The organism is Yoonia maricola (assembly GCF_002797915.1).
GTDB lineage: Bacteria > Pseudomonadota > Alphaproteobacteria > Rhodobacterales > Rhodobacteraceae > Yoonia > Yoonia maricola.
In genome coordinates this window covers 1624840-1649104 of record NZ_PGTY01000001.1, presented here as the reverse complement: position 1 = coordinate 1649104, position 24265 = coordinate 1624840, and the positions used below count along the sequence as shown (strand labels likewise).

General features: G+C 54.8%; 28 protein-coding genes. 17 read left to right on the top strand and 11 right to left on the bottom strand.

Annotation, left to right across the window (positions count from 1 at the left end; translation table 11 throughout):
* The first annotated feature begins 76 nt into the window (after positions 1-76).
* From BC777_RS08360 to BC777_RS08345, 4 genes are all read left to right on the top strand, one after another.
* Entirely contained in the window at positions 77-1309 is a 1233-nt protein-coding gene (locus tag BC777_RS08360; protein ID WP_100367616.1) for a TRAP transporter substrate-binding protein, read from the top strand.
* Positions 1310-1430: 121 nt separating this feature from the next.
* The gene (locus BC777_RS08355) at positions 1431-2099 is read left to right on the top strand and encodes a TRAP transporter small permease (protein ID WP_100367615.1); all 669 of its coding nucleotides are present in this window, start codon (positions 1431-1433) and stop codon (positions 2097-2099) included.
* The gene (locus BC777_RS08350; protein ID WP_100367614.1) at positions 2099-3457 is read left to right on the top strand and encodes a TRAP transporter large permease; all 1359 of its coding nucleotides are present in this window, start codon (positions 2099-2101) and stop codon (positions 3455-3457) included. The genes BC777_RS08355 and BC777_RS08350 overlap by 1 nt, the downstream gene beginning before the upstream one ends.
* A gap of 18 nt (positions 3458-3475) precedes the next feature.
* Positions 3476-4243, top strand: coding sequence for an IclR family transcriptional regulator (locus BC777_RS08345; protein ID WP_100367613.1), 768 nt, complete (start codon positions 3476-3478; stop codon positions 4241-4243).
* Here the strand turns inward: BC777_RS08345 and BC777_RS08340 are convergent.
* Entirely contained in the window at positions 4240-4905 is a 666-nt protein-coding gene (locus BC777_RS08340) for a hypothetical protein (protein ID WP_100367612.1), read from the bottom strand. The genes BC777_RS08345 and BC777_RS08340 overlap by 4 nt on opposite strands.
* A gap of 12 nt (positions 4906-4917) precedes the next feature.
* Positions 4918-6318: a selenium-binding protein SBP56-related protein gene (locus BC777_RS08335; RefSeq protein ID WP_100367611.1), complete on the bottom strand. Its 1401-nt coding sequence runs from the start codon at positions 6316-6318 to the stop codon at positions 4918-4920.
* Positions 6319-6563: 245 nt separating this feature from the next.
* Between BC777_RS08335 and fnrL the strand changes: the two genes are divergently transcribed.
* Both fnrL and BC777_RS08325 read left to right on the top strand, forming a co-directional pair.
* On the top strand, positions 6564-7283 hold the full coding sequence (gene fnrL / locus BC777_RS08330) for a transcriptional regulator FnrL (RefSeq protein WP_100368066.1): 720 nt from the start codon (positions 6564-6566) through the stop codon (positions 7281-7283).
* A 416-nt stretch (positions 7284-7699) separates the two neighbouring features.
* Positions 7700-8323, top strand: coding sequence for a penicillin-binding transpeptidase domain-containing protein (locus BC777_RS08325; RefSeq protein WP_100367610.1), 624 nt, complete (start codon positions 7700-7702; stop codon positions 8321-8323).
* Between the two features lie 156 nt (positions 8324-8479).
* Here BC777_RS08325 and BC777_RS08320 read toward each other — a convergent pair whose 3' ends face one another.
* Positions 8480-9313 (bottom strand): universal stress protein, encoded by an 834-nt coding sequence (locus BC777_RS08320; protein ID WP_100367609.1) that lies wholly within the window; start codon positions 9311-9313, stop codon positions 8480-8482.
* A gap of 221 nt (positions 9314-9534) precedes the next feature.
* Between BC777_RS08320 and ccoN the strand changes: the two genes are divergently transcribed.
* From ccoN to ccoP, 4 genes are read left to right on the top strand one after another with little or no spacing between them, the layout of a single operon-like run.
* The gene (gene ccoN, locus BC777_RS08315) at positions 9535-11130 is read left to right on the top strand and encodes a cytochrome-c oxidase, cbb3-type subunit I (RefSeq protein WP_100367608.1); all 1596 of its coding nucleotides are present in this window, start codon (positions 9535-9537) and stop codon (positions 11128-11130) included.
* A gap of 13 nt (positions 11131-11143) precedes the next feature.
* Complete coding sequence (gene ccoO / locus BC777_RS08310) at positions 11144-11905, top strand: cytochrome-c oxidase, cbb3-type subunit II (RefSeq protein ID WP_100367607.1); 762 nt, start codon at positions 11144-11146, stop codon at positions 11903-11905.
* 14 nt (positions 11906-11919) lie between these two features.
* Positions 11920-12111: a cbb3-type cytochrome oxidase subunit 3 gene (locus BC777_RS08305; protein WP_100367606.1), complete on the top strand. Its 192-nt coding sequence runs from the start codon at positions 11920-11922 to the stop codon at positions 12109-12111.
* Positions 12108-12980, top strand: a complete 873-nt coding sequence (ccoP, locus tag BC777_RS08300; protein ID WP_100367605.1) for a cytochrome-c oxidase, cbb3-type subunit III — start codon at positions 12108-12110, stop codon at positions 12978-12980. The genes BC777_RS08305 and ccoP overlap by 4 nt, the downstream gene beginning before the upstream one ends.
* Positions 12981-13103: 123 nt before the next feature.
* Here the strand turns inward: ccoP and BC777_RS08295 are convergent, their stop codons facing one another.
* Both BC777_RS08295 and BC777_RS08290 read right to left on the bottom strand, forming a co-directional pair.
* Positions 13104-13379, bottom strand: a complete 276-nt coding sequence (locus BC777_RS08295) for an SH3 domain-containing protein (RefSeq protein ID WP_100367604.1) — start codon at positions 13377-13379, stop codon at positions 13104-13106.
* Between the two features lie 39 nt (positions 13380-13418).
* A complete protein-coding gene (locus tag BC777_RS08290; RefSeq protein ID WP_100367603.1) occupies positions 13419-13919 on the bottom strand; it encodes an Lrp/AsnC family transcriptional regulator in 501 nt (166 codons plus the stop codon).
* A 164-nt stretch (positions 13920-14083) separates the two neighbouring features.
* On the opposite strand from BC777_RS08290, the gene trxB reads away from it, so the two are divergent.
* From trxB to BC777_RS08270, 4 genes are all read left to right on the top strand, one after another.
* Positions 14084-15052 carry a thioredoxin-disulfide reductase gene (gene trxB, locus BC777_RS08285; protein ID WP_100368065.1) on the top strand — a complete coding sequence of 323 codons (969 nt, stop codon included), beginning with the start codon at positions 14084-14086 and terminating at the stop codon, positions 15050-15052.
* Positions 15053-15556: an RES family NAD+ phosphorylase gene (locus BC777_RS08280; RefSeq protein WP_100367602.1), complete on the top strand. Its 504-nt coding sequence runs from the start codon at positions 15053-15055 to the stop codon at positions 15554-15556.
* Positions 15557-15696: 140 nt separating this feature from the next.
* Positions 15697-17406, top strand: a complete 1710-nt coding sequence (locus BC777_RS08275; protein ID WP_100367601.1) for a bifunctional sulfate adenylyltransferase/adenylylsulfate kinase — start codon at positions 15697-15699, stop codon at positions 17404-17406.
* Between the two features lie 13 nt (positions 17407-17419).
* Positions 17420-18244, top strand: a complete 825-nt coding sequence (locus BC777_RS08270; RefSeq protein WP_100367600.1) for a glycosyltransferase — start codon at positions 17420-17422, stop codon at positions 18242-18244.
* Positions 18245-18254: 10 nt separating this feature from the next.
* Here the strand turns inward: BC777_RS08270 and BC777_RS08265 are convergent, their stop codons facing one another.
* Together BC777_RS08265 and BC777_RS08260 are read right to left on the bottom strand one after the other, a co-directional pair.
* Complete coding sequence (locus BC777_RS08265) at positions 18255-18479, bottom strand: DUF1150 family protein (RefSeq protein WP_100367599.1); 225 nt, start codon at positions 18477-18479, stop codon at positions 18255-18257.
* Positions 18480-18482: 3 nt separating this feature from the next.
* Positions 18483-18896 carry an Hsp20 family protein gene (locus BC777_RS08260; protein WP_100367598.1) on the bottom strand — a complete coding sequence of 138 codons (414 nt, stop codon included), beginning with the start codon at positions 18894-18896 and terminating at the stop codon, positions 18483-18485.
* A gap of 165 nt (positions 18897-19061) precedes the next feature.
* Here BC777_RS08260 and BC777_RS08255 point away from each other — a divergent pair, with 165 nt between their 5' ends.
* The 3 genes from BC777_RS08255 to BC777_RS08245 all read left to right on the top strand — a co-directional run bounded on the left by BC777_RS08255 (position 19062) and on the right by BC777_RS08245 (position 20898).
* Positions 19062-19280, top strand: coding sequence for a YdcH family protein (locus tag BC777_RS08255; RefSeq protein ID WP_100368064.1), 219 nt, complete (start codon positions 19062-19064; stop codon positions 19278-19280).
* A 63-nt stretch (positions 19281-19343) separates the two neighbouring features.
* Entirely contained in the window at positions 19344-19832 is a 489-nt protein-coding gene (gene purE / locus BC777_RS08250) for a 5-(carboxyamino)imidazole ribonucleotide mutase (RefSeq protein WP_100367597.1), read from the top strand.
* The gene (locus tag BC777_RS08245) at positions 19825-20898 is read left to right on the top strand and encodes a 5-(carboxyamino)imidazole ribonucleotide synthase (protein WP_100368063.1); all 1074 of its coding nucleotides are present in this window, start codon (positions 19825-19827) and stop codon (positions 20896-20898) included. Before purE ends, BC777_RS08245 begins: the two co-directional genes overlap by 8 nt.
* A 6-nt stretch (positions 20899-20904) precedes the next feature.
* Here BC777_RS08245 and BC777_RS08240 read toward each other — a convergent pair whose 3' ends face one another.
* From BC777_RS08240 to BC777_RS08225, 4 genes are all read right to left on the bottom strand, one after another.
* Positions 20905-21630 carry an alpha/beta fold hydrolase gene (locus BC777_RS08240; RefSeq protein WP_100367596.1) on the bottom strand — a complete coding sequence of 242 codons (726 nt, stop codon included), beginning with the start codon at positions 21628-21630 and terminating at the stop codon, positions 20905-20907.
* 53 nt (positions 21631-21683) lie between these two features.
* Positions 21684-22520, bottom strand: a complete 837-nt coding sequence (locus BC777_RS08235; RefSeq protein ID WP_100367595.1) for a DMT family transporter — start codon at positions 22518-22520, stop codon at positions 21684-21686.
* Positions 22521-22541: 21 nt separating this feature from the next.
* Complete coding sequence (locus tag BC777_RS08230; RefSeq protein WP_100367594.1) at positions 22542-23387, bottom strand: NAD(P)-dependent oxidoreductase; 846 nt, start codon at positions 23385-23387, stop codon at positions 22542-22544.
* Between the two features lie 89 nt (positions 23388-23476).
* Positions 23477-24100 (bottom strand): LysE family translocator, encoded by a 624-nt coding sequence (locus BC777_RS08225; protein WP_100368062.1) that lies wholly within the window; start codon positions 24098-24100, stop codon positions 23477-23479.
* Positions 24101-24265 lie beyond the last annotated feature (165 nt).

Sequence of the window (24265 nt, the reverse complement as noted above, 5' to 3'; positions counted from 1 at the left end):
TCTATGCAGAACGCGAAGACTATACTAGGCTTTTTTGAAACTAATAGTCTCAATAATCAACAACATGGGAGGAAACATGATGATTGGAGATAAACTCAGCCGTATTTCGCGGCGGGACCTGTTCAAGCTGGCAGGGCAATACGGGATGAGCTCGACGCTGATGGCTGCGGGCACATTCGGGGGAGCGATGAGCCTTGCAAACTTGGCGTCTGCTGCTGAATCAACTTACGAGCGTCGCTTCTCAAAGGAAGCAAAATATACGCTGAAATTTGGTGCTGCAGGCTTTAATGCACGCAACCTGCTGATCGAGCGCGCAGGCGCGCTGGAATTTGCACGCGACCTTGAAGCACGGACCGATGGTGAGATTCGGATCGAGTTTATCGGGGATAACCAAATCTGTGGTCAGACGTCCTGCGTCGAGAAAACGCAGCAAGGTATCGTCGATATCTATGCGGCATCGACACAAAACTCTGCCGGTGGTGCGCCTTATCTGAACGTTCTGGACTATGCCTATATGTTCCGAAACCGTGCAGACCAGTACCACTTCCTGTACTCACCAGCCTCCATGCGTCTGCTGCGCGAACCGTATGAAAAGCGCCACGGCCTGAAGTTCTTGTTCAGCCATGCAGAACTGCGCGGCATCCAGATGGGTCTGAACTTTGAAGACAAGCCAACGGTGACGTCGGTTGAGGAACTCTTTGGCACAAAGAACCGTGTGACAGGGACACAGCTGGGTCGCATCGCGATGAACGCGCTGAACCTGAACCCTGTTCCAGTGGCTTGGGAGGAAACACTTGATGGTCTGAAGCAAGGCCTGATCGATGGTGCGGAAACATGGGCCTCTGCTGTGGCATATGCAAACATGGCGCCTGTTGTGTCCCAATCTGTTCACCTGAACTTCTTCTGCGGGACCGAGCACACAGCGATGTCTGCCTCTGTCTTTGATAGCCTTGAAGGGTATTTGCAGGATGCGGTGATGGAATCGTCTTACTGGGCGCAGACGCATGTTCAGGCTGCAAACGAAGTGGCCCTGATCAACACCGTTGGTCAGTCTGATCCACAGCTGCCAAACACAATCTTTGCGCAAAACAACGTGCGCAACGCGTTCCTGTCTCCGGAAGAGATCAAGAAGGCCGAAGAGATGTGTTCACCTGAGTATCAGCCCGCACTTTGGGAAGAGTGGCGCGAGCGCCTGAACGGCTGGTCCGGTGGTCTGGATACGTATCAGGAGATCTATGACGAAGTGCGCACGATCGACGCGAATACTTTGCCAGAAAACGTTGAACCACGCCGTTGGTGGAAGGGCTAAGTTAGCCTTTGCATAACCCGTAAGAATTGGGCCGGCCGAATGGGAGTTCGGTCGGCCCTTTTCAACTAAAATTGACCGCCCCATAGTGGCGGCACTCTGACACATTAGGGGGGAGACCTATATGTCAATCTTGGCTGAAGCGGTGGCTGTTGTGCCCGCTATCTTCTCGGGCAGTTCGTGGGACATGCGGCAAGCATTCGATGCTGACGGCATGTGGCTGTTCTGTTTTGTCTTTACCTTTGTCGGCGGTGTGCTGGCGCATTTGATATATCACTACATCCCCTTCCTTGAACGCCATCTAGAGCGGACGATCGCGGTGGTCATGTACCTTATTATTGCGGGCATTATTTGCTGGGGCGTGATTGACCGGTTTGTCTTTTCCAGCCAGTGGTCAGGTTCGACCACGGTTCCGCCATTCTTGTTCATGGTGATGGCGTGGTTTGCCTGTTCTTACAATGTAAAGCTACGGACGCACCTGAGCTTTAGCGAATTCCGCTCCAAGATGCCGCCTGCTGGTCAGATGGCAACGCTGACATTGGATGCCATGCTTTGGTTTGGCTTTTGCTGGATTGCAATCACAACATCGCTCCGCTTCACCGCCTTGTCCGCGGACAACTTTCAATTGGTCGATGGTGTCGATGACGTCATGAAATGGTGGTTCTACATCACGGTCCCGATTGCCTTTACCCTGATGTCTGGCCGCGTGATCGGCAATTGGTTGGAGGATTGGCGCAACTACAAATCTGGTGATCAGATCATCAAGCAAGCTGTTATCGGGGGGGATGTCTGATGGCCGATAGTACTTGGATTACGCTTATTTCACTGGGTGTGACACTCTTCTTCATGTTGGGTACACCTGTCCTTCTTGTTATCTTCTACTGGGTTATTGGCATCAGCTTTGTCATTGATCTGCCTTTGGCGAACACGGGTAACGAACTTATCAACGTCTTCAGTAAGGGCTTTGCGCTGTTAGCGATGCCGCTCTTCATTCTGACAGGGGATTTGATTAACCAGTCTGGTATTGCCCGACGATTATCAGATTTCGCCTATTCGGTCCTTGGCTGGCTGCGCGGCGGTCTGGCAATGGCTTCCATCGCGGCTTGCGGTCTCTTTGCTGCAATCTCTGGATCCAACTCTGCGACCACGGCAACCATCGGCTCGATGCTGCACCCTGAAATGGTGAAGGGTAACTATGATGAACGCTTCTCGGCGGCGACCGCTGCTGCAGGCGGTACGGTTGGTATCATTATCCCGCCGTCCATTATCTTCATCGTGTACGGTTTCTTGCTGAACCTGCCGATCTCTGACCTGTTTGTGGCGGGTATCATTCCCGGCTCACTGATGGTTTTGGGTATGATGACCGCCGCGTTTATCATCTGTACTGTCAACGGCTGGGGCGTTTTGATCGGCTTGTCGATTTCGCGGATGATCAAGACCGGTATCGGTGCTTGGTTGGGCTTCTTTGCCATTGGTCTGGTGCTTTGGGGTATCTACACCGGTCGCTTCTCTCCAACTGAAGCGGCGGGCGTAACCGTGGGCTTCTGTGTGCTGGTTGGTCTGATCTGCTTCCCGCTGAACAAGATGATGGGCAGTTCTGCTGATCTTCCTGTCGAACAGAAAAGCTATGGCTCAATGTTTGTCGTTGAAGGTTTCACCGTTCCACAGATCCCATCCATTGTGTCGCGTTCTGCGCAGATCTCGGGTATTCTTGTGCCGTTGATCGCCGTATCAGTAGCGATGCAGCAGGTGATGTCGTCGCTGGGCGCCAAAGACTTTATCGGTGAATTTGTGACCGGTATGGGCGGCTACTATGCGGTGCTGTTCACGTCGATGGCGATTGTGTTTGTCACAGGGATGATCCTTGAATCGCTGCCGGTGACCATCATTCTTGCACCAATCCTCGCGCCAATCGCGGCGTCGGTCGGTATTGATCCGATCCACTTTGCTGTTGTGTTCCTTGTGGGTGCATCCATCGGCTTTGTGACACCACCCTATGGGCTCAATCTCTATGTGGCCTCTGGCGTGACGGGCGTGCCTTATTTCCGTCTGCTGCGCTACATCGTACCTTATCTGATCGCGCTGATCAGTGTGTGGTTCTTTGTAGCCCTTGTGCCTGAAACTGCGCTAATGATCCTTCCAGACAGATAAGAGGGATAGTTGAGCGATATGAAAGATGAGGACACCGGCCAAATTCCGACAAACCTGCGGCTCTTGTTGCTGCTGGAGGAAGTCGCGAAGGTCGGTGTTCCCGTAACCCCGTCGGTGGTGAACGAAACACTTGGCCTGCCGAAGCCGACTATTCATCGCCTTTTTGCCACGGCAGAAGCCGAAGGTTTTCTGCAACGCGACATTGACGGTCGGTCCTACAGCCCTGGTCGCCGTATGCGCCATCTGTCGATCAATACCCTGTCGTCCGAGCGTATTCGCACTGTCCGTCTTGCGGTGCTCAAGTCGCTGGCGATGAAGGTGGGCGAGACATGCAATCTTGCGATCCCTGAACGCGAGGGGATGTTTTATTTGGACCGGGTTGAGACACATTGGCCATTGCGTATTCAACTGCCCGTTGGCACGCAGGTGCCGTTTCACTGCACTGCCAGCGGCAAGATGTACTTGTCGACCTTAAGGCCCGACTACCTTGAACGTTTCTTGAAGAACCACAGCCTTGATAGGCAGACAGATCAGACCATTACATGCCCTGAAAAGCTGCAGGATGAGCTGACCAAAACACGTGGGCGCGGCTATGCCACCGACAATGAAGAGTTCATGCCGGGCATGACAGCAATAGCCGTTCCGATCGTCGACAACCGCGGCCGGTTGTTGTCGACATTGTCCATTCATGCGCCGGAACAACGCCGCGATCTACCTGACTTGGTTGAGTATTTGGAACCGCTGCGCGCGGCAGCGGATGAGCTATCGGTCATCGCAGGGCGCTAAATCGACGTTGTGTGCGATGCGGTCATAATTCCGATGCCGCCGACAAGGATCAGGCTAAGCGCCCAGACAACATCCAAGTTGAACCACGTTCGCGACAAAAACTTGAGACCCAGCCAGAAATACATGCCGGCAGCCAGCGCCCCGCCTGCCATGGTCATCGCAGCCGTGTGAACGCCCGCCACGACAAAGGCCATTCGTATATTGCTGGCCATCAGGCTTTCGGCGGCTTGGTGTCCTGCGTTGAGGCTCTCAGGCGCGCAAATGCCCAGGAATATCGGTACCAACATCAGCCCCGCCCCATGCGCCATTGCGGCAAGAAACGACCAAAGTGCCAGCTTTGATGGCGGCACGCGGGCCAAAAACCGGGGGTGTTTCCGGTTGATCAATAAATAGATTCCAAGGCCAATGACCAGCAATCCGGCACCCAATCTTATCTGCCCCTCCCAATAGACCAAAGTCACCATCATCGAAAACGGCAAAAGGATCGCGCACATTGCCAGAAAATGCCCAGCTGCCAGCGCGAACAGCGCGCCGGGCAGGGCGGAGGTTTTCCGCTCCATCAGTGCGGCTGATACGGCCAAGGGCCACCCCATCCCGGGATTAAGCCCGTGATAGACGCCAGAGACGATGACGGCCCACCAAAGGGCCGTCACTGTGGTCATTTCAAACAAGGATCAGACCGAGGGGTAGCAGAAGCTATCGGTGGAACAATCCCCACCTTCCAACCTGATCTGGTGGCTGCGGTAGCCTTCAGGGAATTCGACCCAGAAGTCCTTGTTCAGCGTCAGCCCACCGTCTTTGCCGACGTCAGCGCAAACCATCGCGGCTCCGCGTTCACCGGGATAGAACTGATCATCCCAAGTGGAGTAGAGCGAGTTGGTCCAATAGACGCGTTTGCCATCGCGGCTGATCTCGACCATTTGCGGGCCATAGCCAAAGTCTTTGCCATTGGGGTGCTTGGTTTTTTTGACGATCCCGCCAAGGTCAACCTTACCCGCCAGCTTGGGATTCATTGGGTCAGACACATCATACTGATGCATCTCGCCCAAGCCCCAGCAGGCCACATAGAGGAAACGGTCATCCAGGCTAAGGTCGATGTCAGTGACCAGAGGCGGGCAGGCCCCAAAGCCTTTCAGCAGTTCGGGCAGATCATCTGCATCCGCAGGCACCGGATCAATCGTAATGGTCTTCTTGGCCTCAAATGTGCCATCCTCCTTGCGCCACCAAGTAAAGATCGCACCTTGCAGATTAGTTGTATCGACCACCACACCGCAGAAGCCGTATTCCTTGGCCGGATCATGGGCCGGGCGGATTTCCAAAGCCATCTGATGGTTTTCACCCAGATCAATGCTCTGGATGTTCTTGCGCGCACGCAGGTCCCAGAAGTGGATGGTATGGCCGTATTTGTTGGACAGCAGGTCCTCTGGCACGATCCCGTTTTCGAACTGCGGTGGTAGACCCCACTCGGAACTGACCATGTAGTCACGCGGCAGGTTCCACCAGAAATCATAGTGCTTGTCCTGAATGCCCCGATCCATTTCGTAGCGACCCAGAATGTCGAACGTCTCGCAATCCATGATGAAGATACCCGGAGGGCCATCAGTGCCGTCTTCACCACCGCCACCCAAGGTCGAAACATAGATACCTTCAGGACCGCAGTGGATAGTGTGTGGGCGGGAATAGCCCGTCTTTTCAAACAGTTCTTCGGGTTCAATAATTTTATGAATTTTGGCCTTCAGCGGCTCTTTTACGTCAATAATGTAGATGCGGCTGGAACGGATGCCGGGAATGATCAGATAGCGGCGCTCAAGGAACGCGTGACCGGTCAAAGGTGACAGCGCGGAAGAGCAGGCATTCCAGCCAAAGTGATGAAACTCATCGCCTTTGTTGGGCATAAAGAGGCTATGCACGATGTCACCGTAGGTGTCTGACGTTGGGTCAACGTCAACCACTGCAAGTCCGTCGGGCTGGCTGCCATCGGGGCTAAGCATCAGCGTAAAGGCCACAGTTTCAACCGGCGCCTCCATCGCAATCTTTGCGGTTGGATAGAATGTTGGATCAGGTCTAAGGTTCATGAAATATCCTCCCAGTTCATGAAATTTCGCCTATTCTGGCGTATTGGGCCACGGGGCCAGACGCCAAAAACCTGCAGGCGTCAAATGTCTTACATTTAATTGAGTATGGGATGAGGGGGGCGGCTTGAGTCAAGAAAAAAACATATGACTGCGTTTGACCATGCGCTGCGTCGCATTGTCGGTTGGTGATTTCGATGAAATTAGGCCATAATGGCAACAGCCAAATCGACCCAGGGATTCACTATATGTCGCTTGCCGTCCCCACGCTGCGCTCCTGCGCGGATTGTCCAATACGTTACAATGCGGTTTGTTCAAGATGTGAGCCTGACGAGTTGGATCAGCTCGAAGAAATCAAATACTATCGCAGCTATGCCGCTGGCCAGACGATTTTCTTCAATGGCGACCCACTGGAATTTGTGGGTTCCATAGTCTCTGGGGTGTCCAGCCTGACCCGGACATTGCCCGATGGACGGGTGCAGATGGTGGGTTTGTTATTGCCAGGCGATTTTATAGGGCGGCCTCATCGCGAAACCATCGATTGCGATGTGATCGCCGAGACAGACGTGATGCTATGCTGCTTCCGCCGTAAACCTTTTGAAGCAGTGATCGAAAACACGCCACATGTCGGTCAGCGCCTGCTTGAGATGACGTTGGATGAACTGGATGCGGCACGCGAATGGATGCTTGTTCTGGGCCGCAAGACAGCCCGCGAAAAGATCGCATCGCTTTTGCATATGATCGCTACACGTATGGCGTCACTAAAGCCGGGCGAGACTGCTGCGACAACCTTCACCCTGCCGATCACGCGCGAGACGATGGCGAACTATCTGGGGCTGACGATTGAAACAGTCAGCCGCCAGATGTCCGCGCTGAAAAAGGACGGGCTGATCGCTTTTGATGAGCGGCGCGATATCCGTGTGCCTGATCTGGAAGCGTTGAAGGCGGAGACGGGCGAAGACGCGTAGTAGCGGGACGGCGGCTCTGAGCACAAACTACCAAACGCAGCGGAGCGCATTAACTCCCGCCATCGGCCCAACTAAGATATTTCGTCATGTGGCAGTAACCTGCCAATTTGCAAAGCCGGTCTGGTGAGGCGGGTTTTAGCGGGCTAGGCAGGCGCATCTCTATGGCGAATGGCGCCGATGGAATTTTGAAAGGACCTGTTGGTGTTACTCAAATCTTCTATTCAGTCGGCGATCGCCATGTTGCTTCTTACGGTTTCAGTGACTTCGGCGAGGGCTGACGTATTGGTCGACCGAGATCGGTTCATAGACGAACTTGATGACCGGCAATCGAGCTTCCTGGCACTCGACCTGATGACCGGTCAACGTTGTAGCTTGGAAGGCAGTGATCTCGAAACACGACATGCGCCACATTTAAGATCCCAAACACCATAATTGGGTTGGAGGTAGACGCCGCAACCAGTATTGAACATTGGCGCGATTGGGACCCCGATTTGCGTCCTGCCGAGAGCTACTGGCCAGAAGCCTGGAGACAAGGTCAGACGCTGAGGTCGGCGTTTCAACGGTCCTCCGCATGGTACTTCCAGGACCTTGCAGTGGACGTCGGCGCGGCGCGCTATCGCGAAGAACTTCAAGATTGGGGTTATGGCAACGCAGAAGTCCCAGATGGTCACGATAGTTTCTGGCTAGGCGGGCCGCTCAAGATTTCCGTTACAGAAAAGGTGCGCTTCCTGAAAAACCTGATGAGCGGTGAGCTTGCCGTGGAGGAAGAACATCTTGCAAACTTGATCGACATATCGAGAACCGGGCAAGTTGGAAACCTGACGCTCCATGGAAAGACAGGTTCTGGTCCAGTCCGTCCAGGTGCGTTTTCTGGCGCATTCGAGGGTTGGTATGCCGGTTGGTTGATGAAGGACGAAAAGGCTTTGGTTGTTTTTGCGCATCATACTACTGGCGATAATTTTGAAGCCATTCAAACGTTCCGGCGAAGCTTTGCAGAAACTCTCTTGGCCGCATGCGGAATGAACGGTGATGACAATTGAAGGTTGAGGAAGTCTTTGATGCCGCCTAAATGGCTAAGGCCTCCGGGTCGTCCGTGACTTCTAGAACCATAAATCGCTGTTCCAGTTGAAAAGGCAACTTATTTGCCTGACGCCAAGCATGATGGAACGGCAACTTCGCCCGCAAAGCAGGCATCATCACCGTGACATCAGGATCGGAAGGTCTGCCATTTCCAGCAAACTGCGTGTCGCCCCGCCAAAGACCGCTTCGCGCAGGCGTGAATGCCCATATGCACCGCTGACGATCATTTGTGCACCAACCTCCTTTGCCCGCCGCAGCAGCATTTCCCCGACCTGCGGTTCTGTCTTGGCCAGAACGGCGACTTCGGATTTTGTCCCGTGGCGCATCAGGTATTGCGCCATGGCCCCACCGGGATCAGAGCGGTCGGGCGCATGGGTGGGTGGATCAATGATGCAGATATCCGCAACATCCGCTTGCTCTAGCAAGGGTAATGCTGCACGGGCCGCTGCCAGCGCTTCGGCCCCGTCGTTCCACCCCATCAGAACATGCCCCCCAATATCGGGTGCTTTGCAGCCTTTGGGGATCATCAAAACCGGTCGCTCTGCTGTAAACAGGCATGCCTCTACCAAGGTCGCGGCTTCGGGGTTGTCCTGATAAGGTCGCGGAAGAACGACCAAATCAGAAAACCGCAGTTTGCGCGCCAGATAGCCCGTCAGGGCAGGGCCCTGCACGGTGGCCGCTTGCATCGACCAACGCACCATTTCGCCATGCATCCGATCTTGCAGCCAAGCTTCAATCTTTTCACGTTGCGCCATGGCATCGCGTGTTTGCTCTGCGATCATCAGGGCCTCAGCACCCATGTAATAGCTGTTTGTTTCAGTATGGCTGATCGTGACCACAAAGATATCAAGATGTGACCCCATCCGATCTGCCAGTGAAATTGCCGCATCTAGCCCTTCGGTGGACTGATCCGTATCTGTAAGAATTGTCGCGATGATTTTGTAAGTCATTGGTTGTGCCCTTCCCTTATCGGTTCAACGTAAGGGTGCGATTGTTCGCGCATAACCGCTCCTTGACTGTAGCCTGCCAAGGACGTGCCGTCGCTTCCTTGATCCAAGTCAAATGCCCCATTGATCCACATCAAGGAACAGGGCGGCCACAGATTCCATAAAGATAATCAAGAAGTAGCCGTCGGACCCATTTACGATCCGGCCAACGAAGGGACACTCTTATGGGGAATTATGTAAAGTTAATAGCGCTGGGGTGTACCACGCTCTTTGCTGCTATTGCTGCGAACTGGGGGCGTGATGTGGCCTACATCGTGCACGCCATGATCATCATGGCGGTCAGCGCCTTTTTGTTTATACGCGTGCTACGCCAGATTGATGCACCTGTGGCCGCAACACCTGAAGGCTATATGGATGATGTCATTCGGGCCGGTGTGATTGCTACGGGCTTCTGGGGCGTTGTTGGCTTTCTGGTTGGGGTGGTGATTGCCTTCCAACTGGCCTTTCCACAGCTTAACTTTGAGGTTCTTCAACCTTACGGCAACTTTGGACGGTTGCGCCCGCTGCACACAAGTGCGGTGATTTTCGCGTTTGGGGGCAACGCCCTGATCATGTCGTCATTCTATATCGTGCAACGCACCTGCGGCGCGCGGCTGTGGGGCGGCAATATGGCGTGGTTTGTGTTCTGGGGCTACAACCTGTTCATCATCCTTGCAGCAACCGGATACCTGCTTGGTGGCACGCAATCCAAAGAATACGCCGAGCCCGAGTGGTACATTGATATCTGGCTGACGGTGGTGTGGGTCGCGTTTCTGGCAGTCTATCTTGGGACAATCTTCAAGCGCACTGAAAAGCACATCTACGTGGCCAATTGGTTCCTGCTGTCTTTCATCGTCACAGTCGCTATGCTGCATATCGTCAACAACATCAGCATTCCCGTTAGCATCTGGGGCAGCAAGTCTGTGCAGGTCTTCAGCGGCGTGCAGGATGCGATGGTGCAATGGTGGTACGGCCACAACGCCGTGGGCTTCTTCCTGACCGCGGGCTTCCTTGGCATGATGTACTACTTTGTGCCCAAGCAGGCCGGACGCCCCGTGTTCAGCTATAAGCTGTCCATCATCCACTTCTGGGCGCTGATCTTTCTGTATATCTGGGCAGGCCCTCACCACCTGCACTATACAGCACTGCCTGACTGGGCATCGACCCTTGGTATGGTCTTTTCGATCATCCTGTGGATGCCAAGCTGGGGTGGCATGATCAACGGCCTGATGACGCTGCAAGGCGCATGGGACAAGCTGCGCACCGATCCGATCATCCGGATGATGGTGATCAGCCTTGCGTTCTACGGCATGTCCACTTTCGAAGGCCCAATGATGTCGATCCGTGCGGTCAACAGCCTGTCACACTACACAGACTGGACCATCGGTCACGTGCACTCTGGCGCATTAGGTTGGAACGGGATGATCACATTCTCTGCTCTTTACTTCCTCACACCGAAATTGTGGGGCCGGGCACAGATGTATTCGATGTCGGCCATCAACTGGCACTTCTGGTTGGCCACAATCGGCATCATCCTCTACGCGGCCTCAATGTGGGTCACTGGGATCATGGAAGGCCTGATGTGGCGCGAGGTCGATGCAAACGGGTTCCTTGTGAACAGCTTTGCCGACACCGTTTCCGCGAAGTTCCCGATGTATGTGGTTCGTGGCCTGGGCGGGGTTCTGTACCTCAGCGGCGCGCTGATCATGGCCTGGAACATGTTCATGACCATCCGGGGTGGCGCACGCGTTGCCGCACCGGTTGGCGTACCAGCTGAATAAGGAGGGCTGGAAAATGTCTGATACAACCCCAAACGACGCACCGGCCAAAGGTTTCCTTGCCAAACATGCGTTCCTTGAACGTAGTCCAACATTGCTTCTTGTTTCCTCCTTATTGGTGGTATCGGTTGGCGGGATCGTGGAAATCGCACCTCTTTTCTATCTTGAAAATACGATTGAAGAGGTGGATGGCGTACGGCCCTATTCCCCGCTCGAACTGGCGGGACGCGATGTCTATATTCGCGAAGGGTGCTATGTGTGTCACAGCCAGATGATCCGCCCCATGCGGGACGAGGTTGAACGCTATGGGCACTATTCGCTTGCCGCGGAGTCGATGTATGATCACCCCTTCCAATGGGGCTCCAAGCGGACGGGGCCGGATCTGGCGCGGGTCGGGGGCAAATACTCTGACGCGTGGCACCTTGATCACTTGATCGCACCACGTTCGGTCGTCCCTGAATCGATTATGCCTGGCTACGCCTACCTGCTCGATACGCCGGTGAATGCGGAACACACAGCTGATCTGGTGTCGACACATGCCTTTGTGGGTGTCCCATACACCGAAGAGATGATCGAAGTCGCGGCCGCTGATGTGATCGCGCAAGGTGATCCTGACACCGACGCATATGATGATTTGCTGGAACGGTATCCGGGTGCGCAAATCCGTAACTTCGACGATCAACCGGGCGTGTCTGAAATGGATGCTTTGATCGCTTATCTGCAAATGCTGGGCACAACAGTCGATTTCTCGACCTTCACCCCAGATGCAAGTCGCTAAGGAGGGTTTGAGAGATGGAAAATACTTCTTTGCTTAGCCAGTTGGCAGATAACTGGATGCTTCTGGCGATGTTCACGCTGTTCATCGGGGCTATTCTCTGGGCTCTGCGCCCGGGCAGCCGCGACGTTCACAAGGAGACCGCCAGCATTCCATTCCGTAACGAGGACCACCCCGGTTCTTCCGAGATTGAGGAGCTGCAGCAATGAGCAGCCAGACTGAAAAAGACATTGATGACGTCACCGGCATCGATACAACTGGTCACGCTTGGGACGGGATCAAAGAACTGAATAACCCGTTGCCGCGCTGGTGGCTGTGGTGCTTCTATCTCACCATCGTCTGGGGCGTTGGCTATACGATCGCTTTCCCAGCTTGGCCATTGATCAGCAATGCCACATCTGGTCTGTTAGGCTACTCCACTCGCGGTGAAGTCGCCCAGGACATTGCCCTATTTGAAGAGGCCAATGCCGAGATTTCGGCGCAACTGGCTTCGGCTGACCTCAATGTGCTGAATGAAAACCCCGATCTGCTGCGCTATGCCAATTCAGCCGGTGCGGCTGTCTTCCGCAACAACTGCTCACAGTGCCATGGGTCCGGTGCGGCTGGGTTTACCGGCTATCCAAACCTGCTGGATGACGATTGGCTGTGGGGCGGCGATTTCGCAAGCATTGAATATACTGTCCGTCACGGCATTCGGAACGAAGAAGACTGGGACGCGCGTTGGTCAGAAATGACAGCCTATAACGACATCTTTAGCAATGAAGAGGTGGATCAGGTTGTGCACTATGTCCGGCAGATGTCCGGGCAAGAACATGACGCCGGATTGGCAGCACCTGGCGAAGGTCTGTTTCTTGATAACTGCGCGGCCTGTCATGGCGATAATGGTGCGGGCAACCGCGACCTTGGTGCACCGAACCTGACGGATGCGATCTGGCTTTACGGTGGTGATCTGGCAAGCTTGGAAGAAACCGTCCGTTACGCGCGTTTTGGCGTGATGCCCCCATGGGGGGAACGACTGACCGAGGCCGAAGTCAAAGCCGTTACTGCCTATGTGCACCAGTTGGGAGGGGGCGAATAGGCATCACCGACCCCAAATCATCTGTTCGCGCAAAGGCTTTGGGTTGAGGTGAAGGGAAGGGCGTCCGCTGCTGTGGGCGCCCTTTTCTATAGGGTCAAACCTGATGGTGTCTGATGCTTGGCTTCATTGCCCTGAAAGGTAGTCAGCAGAAACGTAACCGGTCACTTGCGGCGCATCCTTAAGTGAGACTTCGCACCACCTTTGCCCAACTTCGGTGACGCACTCGCGCAGATCAAGTTCCGTGCCGTCAGGCAGGCCCATAATGATGTTAAAGCCGAGTCCGGGGCCTGATCGCAGTTTCAACAATTCGTCCGGCCCCGTGCGCTCAACGATCGTGCGCTCGCCGCAGCTCGCAACAATCATGACCATACCAATGGCGAGAAAGGTGTTACATCGCATCCTGTGAGCCTTTTGTTTTTGTGCGCGCGGAGATTTGTATCAGGCTTCCTGCGACAACCGTGCCTCAAGCACATCAAAGGGCACGCCCGGGTCGTCCTTCGCCCCGCGGATCACGAGTGAGGTTTTCACGGATGCCACGTTTTCTGCACTCGTCAGTTCCTCGGTCAGGAAACGCTGGAATGTCCGTAGATCAGGGGCCACGCATTTAAGGATGAAATCCACTTCACCATTCAACATGTGACACTCACGCACCAAAGGCCAACCTTGGCAGAGATTTTCAAATGCGCTGAGATCGGCTTCGGCCTGACTGACCAGCCCGACCATTGCAAAGACCTGCACTTCAAACCCCAATTCGCGGGAATTGACGTCTGCGTGGTAGCCTTGGATGAAGCCCTGTTCCTCCAATGTGCGCACCCGACGCAAGCACGGCGGGGCAGATATGCCCACCCGTTTGGCCAGTTCGACGTTCGTCATGCGCCCATCTGCCTGAAGTTCGGCCAGGATCATCCGGTCAATTTCGTCTAGTTTGGTGCCTGGCATCGATTGTTCCTTGATTTTTTGCAGATACTACGTGCATGTAGATATATGCGCAAGAATATTTCAAATTGCCGCAAGAAAAGAATACAAATAAGATCGGCGTCGTTGGTCTTTTATCATTCACTGTGCGGGGCTATATCGGGGATAACCAACCAGATGAGGCTGCCATGACCGACACGCGACATATCAAAGTTCTGATCATCGGATCCGGCCCTGCGGGTTATACCGCCGGTGTCTATGCGGCCCGTGCGATGTTGGAGCCTGTCTTGATCCAAGGGATTGAGCCGGGCGGGCAGCTGACCACAACGACCGAGGTTGAAAACTGGCCGGGTGATACCGAGGTACAGGGTCCCGACCTGATGGTGCGCATGGAAGCACATGCGCGTGCGATGGGCTGCGAGATTGTAGGCGATATCGTCACATCGCTTGATCTGCAAAAGCGACCTTTCACTGCCACCTGCGATAGCGGGGCGGTCTACACGGCTGACGCTGTGATCCTGTGCACAGGTGCCCGCGCGAAATGGCTGGGTCTGCCGTCGGAAGAAAAGTTCAAAGGCTTTGGCGTCAGCGCCTGTGCGACCTGCGACGGGTTCTTCTATCGCGGGCAAGAGATTGTCGTTGTCGGTGGCGGCAACACCGCTGTGGAAGAAGCGCTTTTCCTGACGAATTTTGCCTCTAAGGTCACTCTGGTGCACCGCCGGGATGAGCTGCGGGCCGAGAAGATTTTGCAAAACCGCTTTTTCAATAACCCCAAGATCGAAACACTGTGGTTTCACGAGATTGACGAAGTCTTTGGTGCTGATACGCCTTTGGGTGTCGAAGGTGTCCGCGTCAAACATACCCAGACCGGTGAGATCACAGAGATCGTGGCAAAGGGTGTTTTTGTGGCCATCGGCCATGCACCCGCGAATGAGTTGATCAAAGATCAGTTGGAAACGCACAACGGTGGCTATGTGAAAGTCGCACCGGGTACGACCAAGACCGAAATTCCTGGTGTTTTTGCAGCGGGTGATTTGACGGACCATGTTTACCGTCAAGCCGTAACTTCAGCAGGCATGGGTTGTATGGCGGCGCTTGATGCCGAGAAATACATCGCCGAAATGGAAGATACGCAGGCGGTTGCTGCGGCCGAATAGGTGTTCAAAACGCTGAACACGACGCTTTATCGGATCGTTTTCGAAGCATTTGCCGATAAAGTCTTGGATGGGGTGATCCATAGCGAGGGCAGGTTTCACCACGATGGACAGTCGGCGCTCTATGCGTCGCCATCGCCGGAAACGGCGGCGATGGCCATTGATATATACCTCAAGCAGGACGATGCACCGCGCGTTATGGTACCGCTGTCCTTGTCTGATGCGCGCATGGTTGATTTACGAAGTACGCAGACTTGTCATGCATTGGGTGTTGATCCCGCTTGGCCAAGTGTCCCTTGGGCATCGGAAAGGGCAGCGGGCGCACCGGCAACGAGCTGGCGGGCGTCAGATGTCGCACGGGCATACGGCGCGGATGGGATGATCTATAGTTCACGTCGCGCGCCAGAACGGTGGCATGTCGTATTGTTCAGATGGAACAAGGGCGATGGCGCCACTTTGGCCCTTGGTGGGGCGCACGCAGGCTGGGAACCACGAAGTCCAGTTTAGAATGAAACGTTTGAGCGACAAGATGCCGGTTCTTTGCAGAGCTCAGCAGAAGCCAGCTCTTTTTGCGCAAGCTTGCTGGACAATCCCGCGATCGCTGGTCTATGCCAACCATAATTGCACCAGTTACTATTGAGATTTAAATGTCGTTAGAATTAGCACCCATCCCCGAACTCTATGTCTCTTACGAGAGCGCCCAGAAAATGAAGCTGGAGGCTGCAGAGCTGACTAGCCATGACATGACGCCGCGACAGATTTGTGATCTGGAACTGCTGATGAACGGCGGGTTTAACCCGCTTAAGGGGTTCTTGTCGCAGGCAGATTACGAAAGCGTCGTTGATACCATGCGTTTGGCCGATGGCACACTGTGGCCCATGCCGATTACGCTAGACGTGTCCGAAAGTTTCGCCGAAACGGTTGAGCTTGGTCAGGATATCGCGCTGCGTGACCAGGAAGGTGTTATTCTTGCCACGATGACGGTTACCGACAAATGGGTGCCGAACAAAGCGCATGAAGCGGAAAAGGTTTTTGGCGCCGATGATGCGGCGCATCCGGCTGTGAATTATCTGCATCATTCCGCAGGCGCGGTTTATCTGGGCGGGCCCGTCACGGGTATTCAGCAACCGGTGCATTATGACTTCCGCGCCCGCCGCGATACGCCGAACGAACTGCGCGCCTATTTCCGCAAGCTGGGCTGGCGCAAGGTTGTCGCGTTCCAGACCCGCAACCCGCTACACCGTGCCCATCAGGAATTGACCTTCCGCGCCGCAAAAGAGGCGCAGGCAAACCTGTTGATTCATCCTGTTGTGGGCATGACTAAACCGGGCGATATAGACCACTTTACCCGCGTGCGCTGTTACGAAGCGGTGTTGGATCAATACCCGACCTCGACCACAACCATGTCTTTGCTCAACCTCGCCATGCGCATGGCAGGCCCGCGCGAGGCTGTCTGGCACGGTTTGATCCGCAAGAACCACGGCTGCACGCATTTCATTGTGGGCCGTGATCACGCAGGACCGGGCAAGAATTCTGCCGGTGAGGATTTTTACGGCCCCTATGATGCGCAGGATCTGTTTCGCGAACATCAGGCCGAAATGGGCATCGAAATGGTGGACTTTAAGCATATGGTTTATGTGCAGGACCGCGCCCAATATGAACCAGCAGATGAGATCAAGGATAAGGATGATGTAACCATCCTGAACATCTCTGGCACCGAACTGCGCCGCCGTCTGGCTGAAGGTCTGGAAATTCCTGAATGGTTTTCCTTCCCTGCGGTGGTCGAGGAGTTGCGCAAGACGCGCCCCCCACGCGCAGAACAAGGGTTTACAGTGTTTTTCACCGGTTTCTCCGGTTCTGGCAAATCGACCGTTGCCAACGCCTTGATGGTCAAACTGATGGAAATGGGCGGGCGTCCGGTGACGCTGCTGGATGGTGATATCGTGCGTAAGAACCTGTCGTCTGAATTGGGGTTCAGCAAGGAACACCGTGATCTGAACATCCGCCGCATCGGCTATGTCGCATCTGAGATTACCAAGAACGGTGGCATCGCGATTTGTGCACCGATTGCGCCTTATGCTACGACCCGCCGCGCTGTGCGTGAAGATATCGAACAGTTTGGCGCCTTTATCGAGGTCCACGTCGCCACATCCATCGAAGAATGCGAGCGCCGCGATCGCAAGGGGCTTTATAAGCTGGCGCGCGCCGGCAAGATCAAGGAATTCACCGGGATTTCTGATCCATATGACATGCCGGAAGACCCAGAGCTCCGTTTAGAAACCGAGAGCGTCCCGGTTGACAACTGTGCGCATCAAGTGATCTTGAAGCTGGAAAGCATGGGGCTGATCCGCGGATAAGGATGCGTGAACCATGACCGCTATTGTTTCACTGACGGCCATTCCGCCTCGATTTAAACATTTTGGTCCGACGCTGGAAAGCCTGCTACAACAAACCGCAAAGATTGACGAAATCAGGCTGTATATTCCACGGCACTACCGTCGCTTTCCCGATTATGATGGAACCTTGCCAGAGGTACCGAAAGGTATTCGCATCATGCAGGTCAGTGATGACTTGGGCCCGGCCAGCAAGGTTTTGTTCGCCGCGAAAGAATTGCGCGGTATCGACTGCGATCTGATCTATTGCGACGACGACAGGCTTTATCATGCCGACCAATTCTCACGGATGATCGCCGAGGGCCGCAAACTTGATCGGATGTGCATTGCGGTTTCAACGCGCGACGTTGAAGGTTTGAATGAAACCGCGGAGAACCGCTTGTTTCCACGCGCTGTACGGTATCGTAAGAACATGCATTACCGTTTGAAGAGGGTGCTCCAATTTACAAGTCGCCCCTTTGGTGGGCAACAGACAAAGCCAACCCGCCCGGTAAATGCTGTGGCAGGTTATGCAGATATCGCACGGGGATTTGGCGCAGTTTTAGTCCGTCCAGATTTTTTTGATGATGTTGCTTTTGATATCCCGGACGTGCTTTGGAGCGTCGATGACATCTGGTTATCAGGTCAAATGGCCCGACTGAACGTGCCGATTTGGGCGATGGCCAATATGGCCGGCCCCGGAATGGCCGATGGTGAAGATGTTTCTTCACTGCTTGACAGCGTCATAGATGGTGCAAACCGTCAAGAAGCAGATCAGGCTTGTGTGCGCTATATGCAAGATACCTATGGCATCTGGCTTTAGGGTGCTAACCCTAATGCACAGTCACCGGTCGCATATTGTTCTCACGCGCGAGGTGAAACGCCAGTTTGCGGTCGGCCACCAGCGCAAGCTGTTCGCCTTTCGTGTTGTGTACCGAGAACAGCTCTTCCAGATCACCGACCTTTTCGCGCATCTCATCCGGCAGATCAGTCGCTAGGATAGGTTTTACGTAGACAATCTCTTGTCCGAACTTTTCAAAGTCGAATTTGGAGTCCATCGCTTACCCTTTCTTGATGTTGATGGTTTGTACAATGCGCTCTGGTATGGCGCGGGTCAGGTCCACGTGCAGCAGGCCATTTTCCATAATGGCTTCGCCCACATCCACACCATCGGCTAACACGAATGAACGCTGGAACTGACGGGCGGCGATGCCGCGATGCAGGAATACCCTGCCTTCGCTGTCATCGGCTTGACGGCCCCGAATGACAAGCGCGTTGTCCTCAACGGTGATCGAAAGATCATCTTCGGCAAAGCCTGCAACGGCTAGCGTTATGCGGTAAGAATTCTCGGATGTTTGTTCGATATTATAGGGGGGATATCCCTCATTCCCGCTTTTCGCGGTTCGTTCGACCAGCCTTTCAAGCTGCTCGAACCCCAAAAGGAACGGATGCGTTCCCAAAGCCAATTTTGTCATAAGACATGCCCTTTGCTTAAGCGACTGTCGATTTCGGCCCCGAAAACGGCGACCATTGGTAAAAATATGGGGGCGAGGGGTGCATTGATCAAGAGGAAGTATTAGGTTCTTAACGACTAAGCGGTGTAGATTACCGTGACACTTTGCTTGCTGGATCACCTGCCGATGAACACATCCGCTAAAATGGAACAAGACGAGGTTCTCCGCGTCAAGCTCGCTGTGCTGCGCCGTGACCATCGCGATCTGGACGAGGCGATCGCGGCACTTCATGCGCGGGGGGGCTCTGACATGCTGACGATCAAACGGCTTAAGAAGCAAAAGCTTGCGTTGAAAGATCAGATTGCCCAGCTTGAAGACCGGATTTTGCCAGATATCATCGCATGAGTGCATTGCCGTGGGCGGCACCTTGGCTATAGTGCCGCTTCCTTGTGAAGGTGGAACGATGCGATGACCAAACCCCTTGTCGGTATCATTATGGGCAGCCAGTCTGACTGGCCCACGATGCGCGAAGCGGCTGATGTGCTGGATGAACTGGGCGTGGCCTATGAGACCAAGATCGTCTCGGCACATCGCACACCAGACAGGTTGTGGGATTACGGTAAGACGGCTGTTGACCGTGGTCTCCAAGTCATCATCGCAGGGGCCGGGGGGGCCGCACATTTACCGGGCATGATGGCGTCAAAAACGCGGGTACCGGTGATTGGTATTCCGGTACAGACCAATGCTCTATCGGGCGTTGATAGTCTGTATTCTATCCTACAGATGCCGCGTGGCTATCCAGTTGCGACCATGGCTATCGGTGCTGCTGGTGCCAAGAATGGTGGTTTGATGGCGGCGGGTATTCTGGCACTTCAAGACCCCGCATTGGCTATGCGACTGGACGCGTGGCGCACAGCACTCACCGCCTCAATCCCGGATGCACCAAGCGATGACTAAACTACTGCCCGTCGGGGCTACCATAGGCATATTGGGGGGTGGTCAGTTGGGGCGGATGCTGTCTGTTGCAGCGGCCCGCCTTGGCCTGAAGACGCATATCTTTGAACCCGGCGCAAACGCGCCTGCGGGCGATGTGGCTCATCTGGTGACCACCGCCAGCTATGACGATGCAGCGGCACTCACTGCATTTGGCAAAACAGTTGATATCATCACCTATGAGTTTGAAAACATCCCCACTCGCGCGCTTGATCTGCTGGAAACACTGGCACCTATCCATCCGGGACGGCAGGCACTGGCAACAAGTCAGGACCGGTTGGTGGAAAAGACGTTTCTGCAAGAACTAGGCCTGCAAACAGCACCTTTTGCGGATATCGCCAATGCTGGTGATCTTGAAGCAGCACTTGGCACGATCGGCACGCCCGCCATCCTCAAGACCCGCCGCTTTGGTTATGATGGCAAAGGGCAGGCGCGGATCATGGCGGCAGGCGACGCTGATCAAGCGCTTGCCGATATGGCTGGTGCGCCCGCAATCCTGGAAGGATTTGTTAACTTCACCCACGAAGTTTCTGTCATTGGTGCGCGCAACCCATCAGGTGATGTCGCTTGCTATGATCCGGGCGAAAACGTGCATGAGGCCGGTATTTTGCGCACGACCACCGTGCCAGCAAAGCTGACGCCCAGCCAACGCACCGATGCAGTTCTGATCGCCGCACGTATCCTAAACGCGCTCGACTATGTCGGTGTCATGGGGGTCGAATTGTTCGTGACGCCGCAAGGATTGATCGTGAATGAAGTCGCGCCGCGCGTGCATAACTCTGGCCATTGGACACAGAATGGCTGCGCGATTTGCCAGTTTGAACAGCATATCCGTGCGGTGGCGGGCTGGCCATTGGGGGCAGGCACACGGCATTCAGATGTTGTGATGGAAAATCTGATCGGGGACGACGTGGACCGGGTGCCGGAACTCTCAAATAGCGATGCTGCAATCCATCTTTACGGCAAGGCCGAGGTGAGGGCAGGGCGCAAAATGGGTCACGTCAATAGGGTGGTTGGGCCCGCGTCCTAACGTTGTCTATTCCGTCCCAAAAATGATGCCTGTCAGGCTCAAACTGCGGTCAAATACACCATCGCGCAGAAACGCCACGACCTCTTCGATCACAAGGGGGTTGTTCATCATGAACGTATGCGTCACGGGGAGGGTTATATGGTCCTGCATCCCCTCAAGCCGGGTTGATGTGACTGACACTTTGCCGTCATCTGGTCCGTCGATCAGCGAGGAATAGACCGGATTAAGAGTGCGGTTCCCTGCAATAATCCCAATTTCATAGGGCAGGTTTTCCAACTGGTTGGGCAAGCTGTCCTCTGTCGTCCCCAGTTGTAGCCCCGCAGGGCCGTTGACCCATTGAAACGGCTCAAAATCACCAAAGATATCGACAAGTTCCGAGCCGCTGTTGGGTGGCCCCAACATTACCACACGACCCATCTGCGCAGGCCGGTTGTTGGTCAACCATGCGCGCACCAAAATACCACCCATCGAATGGGTCACGAAATTCACGGGACGATCACCGCATGCAGCCACATCTTCGGGAAGGTGTTCTTCGACTAGCGTTTGAATAGTGGCTGTGGTAGAGGGATAGCCCCTGTTTACAACAAAATAACCTTCGTCCTCCAACACCAGTTGAAGCGGGGTAAATGATGTTTCGGTGCGGGCCAGCCCATGCAGCATGACCACACAGTCCTCCGCCATGGCAGCAGAGGCTGCGAAAATGCCAAATATGGATGCCCAAAGAAGTTTCATATACTGTAGGTAACATCGAACGGCGCGCACAAAACCCCCCGGATAAAAGAAACCTAACGTCGCGCGGTCAGTGACACTGCGATGCCACCAAGCACTAGCCCGCCTGCGATGATCAACCGCAATGTCAGTGGTTCGCTAAGAAACAGCACCCCTGCGGTGACGGCGATCACCGGCACGCTGAGTTGCGTGATCCCGGCAATGGTTGTTGGTAATGCGGGCAATGCGCGATACCAGAGCGCATAGCCAAGCCCCGATGTAATGGCCCCGGCGATGATGGCGGTCATGACCCCCGGCAGTGGCATCGCGCCGATACCGCCCCAGATCATCGCGATTGCCACCAGCGGCAGACACAACAGAAAATTGCTGGCCGTGGCCCCCAGCGGGTCCGCCTCGGTCCGCCCCAGTAATGTGTAAACCGCCCATGCCGCCCCCGCGATTGTCATCGACACGGCACCGTTCAAGGGGGCCGGTGCGTCACCGCTGGGCCAAAGGAGGACACAAAGCCCAAGCAATGCGATAGCGGCCCCGATCCATCGCAGCACGGGTATGTTGCCGCCCTCAATGACCGCCCAGCCAAAGATGACGATTTGCAGCACGCCAAACAGGATCAATGCGCCAAACCCGGCATCCAGCGTGATATAGGCCCATGAAAACCCCACCATATAAACCGCCAAGGCGGTAGCACCCGCAAACCGTTTTGCGGAAATGACAGCAGGGCGCGGTGCCGCGCGTGTCATCACCAACACCCAAAGCATCGCAGCCCCCGCACCGGTTCGCACCGTGGCAAAATCCATCGGGTCCATGCCTTGCAAGGCGACACCAATGCGGTTCAAGACTGAATTGGCCGCGAAGGCGCACATGATGAGTGTAACAAGCGCAAAGAGCCTCATTTGCGTCGTCCAATCCGTCGTCTATCCACGGTGATATGCAGCCGCGACAAGAGCAGCCGGATCATCGTCACCCATGCCTGTGGCCAATGCTGTCTTGAGCTGTTCGCCTGACCGGGCCAGCATGGGGGAGGTCAGGCCATAGGCCTGCGCAACTCGCTGGAAAACGTCGTTATCCTTATGCACCGCGGAGATGGTGAAGCCCACTGTCGCATCCTCACCCACTATCTTGGGAATTCGATCAGCAATCATCGGAACACCCGCCGGTCCGCCCGAAAGAATGCCGATGGCTGTCTCAAGTGGTATCCCCGCCCGTTTGGCCAATGGCATCATGTCATCGAGACCGTTGAAGTAGCATTGCAGCATGCTGTTATTGATCGTCTTCATCACAAGGCCGGTACCAAGCGGACCAATATGAAATATCCGCCCCGAGATCGCCGACAAGGTCACTTCCGCCTGCTTTGCTGCCGCATCATCGCCGCCGATGAAGATGCCGCAAGCCCCAGCCGCCACCAGCTCTGGCCCGCCAGAGATCGGGGCATCAACAGCGGTAGCACTTTTGTCCTGAATTTGCGCAATCCGGTCCTGCAAGATTGTGGGAACAACCGTGCTGGTGTCGATGATCTGTTTGCCTGCCAGATCGCAGTCAAGACAGGCATCCAAAACGTTCGCTACGGCATCATCATTCAGCAGGCTCAGGATCAGCACGTCACATTTTAAGATCAATGCTGCAATATCATCTGCCGCAGGAATGCCCTTCACGGTTTTGCCGCTCCGCGTCCATGTCGTGACGGCATGACCTTGGTCTTGCATCCGCCGCGCAATCGCGCTGCCCATGCGCCCTAAACCGATGATACCTATGCTTTGCATGGATTATCCCCTCGTTACGTTGGGATGACTTGATACTGGATGAGTGGGAATGAAAAGGGTCAGGTTTGGCAAATCTGTTCAAGAGTTTTTCAGTGCGATGGGAGCGCGCGGTATCCTTTCACGATCATCGCGATCCCAACACCCAAAAGACCCAGTCCACTGAGGGCATCGACATTCAACCAGCGCGAGGCGGCGCGTTTAACTGCGGCGCGTGTTAACAGCGCGTAGGCGAGGATTGAAATTGCGTCCAGAACAATGAAGACCACCCCGTAGACCGCACCTTGCACCAACACATTGTACTGCGGTGAAATGAAAGCAGGAAACAGGGCTACAAAGAAGATAATGGCCTTTGGATTTGTAACACAGGCAAAGAACCCAGCCCAGAACGTGCCAGCATCCGATTTGACCAGCGTCGTGCCAGCAGGGTGTGTGACGTGCCTGAAGCTTTGCCATGCCATGAACAGTATGAAGCACCCGCCAGCAATCTGAAGAACCGGCAGGATCTGTTCAGATAATGCTATCAGCACGGTTAGACCACCGACAGCAACAGCGACATGCACCGTCGTACCCAACGCATCACCCGCGACGGCAATGTAGGCCGCGCGGGGACCAGAGCGTAAGGCTTGCGCGGTTGCAAAAGCGACCGATGGTCCTGGGACGGCAACAAACATCAGTGTTGTCGTCAAGAAAGCGAGAAATAAGACAGAGTCCATGTTGGTCACCACCATTGATGAAGGAAGCGAGAGAGTGCGCAACCTGTGTCTGCTCTAAAGCGTTGGATCACCATCAGACGGTATCTGGTCTCTCCGTATCTTTCAAACGAGTCTGGTTGGTCTGATCAAGAGCAGACGAAAAAGGGCGGTTCCCTTCGGAACCAC

Excerpts from the sequence above, each read along its gene's own strand:
- BC777_RS08360 (WP_100367616.1), top strand. The coding sequence starts at position 77 with ATGATGATTGGAGATAAACTCAGCCGTATTTCGCGGCGGGACCTGTTC.
- BC777_RS08355 (WP_100367615.1), top strand. The coding sequence starts at position 1,431 with ATGTCAATCTTGGCTGAAGCGGTGGCTGTTGTGCCCGCTATCTTCTCG.
- BC777_RS08350 (WP_100367614.1), top strand. The coding sequence starts at position 2,099 with ATGGCCGATAGTACTTGGATTACGCTTATTTCACTGGGTGTGACACTC.
- BC777_RS08345 (WP_100367613.1), top strand. The coding sequence starts at position 3,476 with ATGAAAGATGAGGACACCGGCCAAATTCCGACAAACCTGCGGCTCTTG.
- BC777_RS08340 (WP_100367612.1), bottom strand. The coding sequence starts at position 4,905 with ATGACCACAGTGACGGCCCTTTGGTGGGCCGTCATCGTCTCTGGCGTC.
- BC777_RS08335 (WP_100367611.1), bottom strand. The coding sequence starts at position 6,318 with ATGAACCTTAGACCTGATCCAACATTCTATCCAACCGCAAAGATTGCG.
- fnrL (WP_100368066.1), top strand. The coding sequence starts at position 6,564 with ATGTCGCTTGCCGTCCCCACGCTGCGCTCCTGCGCGGATTGTCCAATA.
- BC777_RS08320 (WP_100367609.1), bottom strand. The coding sequence starts at position 9,313 with ATGACTTACAAAATCATCGCGACAATTCTTACAGATACGGATCAGTCC.
- ccoN (WP_100367608.1), top strand. The coding sequence starts at position 9,535 with ATGGGGAATTATGTAAAGTTAATAGCGCTGGGGTGTACCACGCTCTTT.
- ccoO (WP_100367607.1), top strand. The coding sequence starts at position 11,144 with ATGTCTGATACAACCCCAAACGACGCACCGGCCAAAGGTTTCCTTGCC.
- BC777_RS08305 (WP_100367606.1), top strand. The coding sequence starts at position 11,920 with ATGGAAAATACTTCTTTGCTTAGCCAGTTGGCAGATAACTGGATGCTT.
- ccoP (WP_100367605.1), top strand. The coding sequence starts at position 12,108 with ATGAGCAGCCAGACTGAAAAAGACATTGATGACGTCACCGGCATCGAT.
- BC777_RS08295 (WP_100367604.1), bottom strand. The coding sequence starts at position 13,379 with ATGCGATGTAACACCTTTCTCGCCATTGGTATGGTCATGATTGTTGCG.
- BC777_RS08290 (WP_100367603.1), bottom strand. The coding sequence starts at position 13,919 with ATGCCAGGCACCAAACTAGACGAAATTGACCGGATGATCCTGGCCGAA.
- trxB (WP_100368065.1), top strand. The coding sequence starts at position 14,084 with ATGACCGACACGCGACATATCAAAGTTCTGATCATCGGATCCGGCCCT.
- BC777_RS08275 (WP_100367601.1), top strand. The coding sequence starts at position 15,697 with ATGTCGTTAGAATTAGCACCCATCCCCGAACTCTATGTCTCTTACGAG.
- BC777_RS08270 (WP_100367600.1), top strand. The coding sequence starts at position 17,420 with ATGACCGCTATTGTTTCACTGACGGCCATTCCGCCTCGATTTAAACAT.
- BC777_RS08265 (WP_100367599.1), bottom strand. The coding sequence starts at position 18,479 with ATGGACTCCAAATTCGACTTTGAAAAGTTCGGACAAGAGATTGTCTAC.
- BC777_RS08260 (WP_100367598.1), bottom strand. The coding sequence starts at position 18,896 with ATGACAAAATTGGCTTTGGGAACGCATCCGTTCCTTTTGGGGTTCGAG.
- BC777_RS08255 (WP_100368064.1), top strand. The coding sequence starts at position 19,062 with ATGAACACATCCGCTAAAATGGAACAAGACGAGGTTCTCCGCGTCAAG.
- purE (WP_100367597.1), top strand. The coding sequence starts at position 19,344 with ATGACCAAACCCCTTGTCGGTATCATTATGGGCAGCCAGTCTGACTGG.
- BC777_RS08245 (WP_100368063.1), top strand. The coding sequence starts at position 19,825 with ATGACTAAACTACTGCCCGTCGGGGCTACCATAGGCATATTGGGGGGT.
- BC777_RS08240 (WP_100367596.1), bottom strand. The coding sequence starts at position 21,630 with ATGAAACTTCTTTGGGCATCCATATTTGGCATTTTCGCAGCCTCTGCT.
- BC777_RS08235 (WP_100367595.1), bottom strand. The coding sequence starts at position 22,520 with ATGAGGCTCTTTGCGCTTGTTACACTCATCATGTGCGCCTTCGCGGCC.
- BC777_RS08230 (WP_100367594.1), bottom strand. The coding sequence starts at position 23,387 with ATGCAAAGCATAGGTATCATCGGTTTAGGGCGCATGGGCAGCGCGATT.
- BC777_RS08225 (WP_100368062.1), bottom strand. The coding sequence starts at position 24,100 with ATGGACTCTGTCTTATTTCTCGCTTTCTTGACGACAACACTGATGTTT.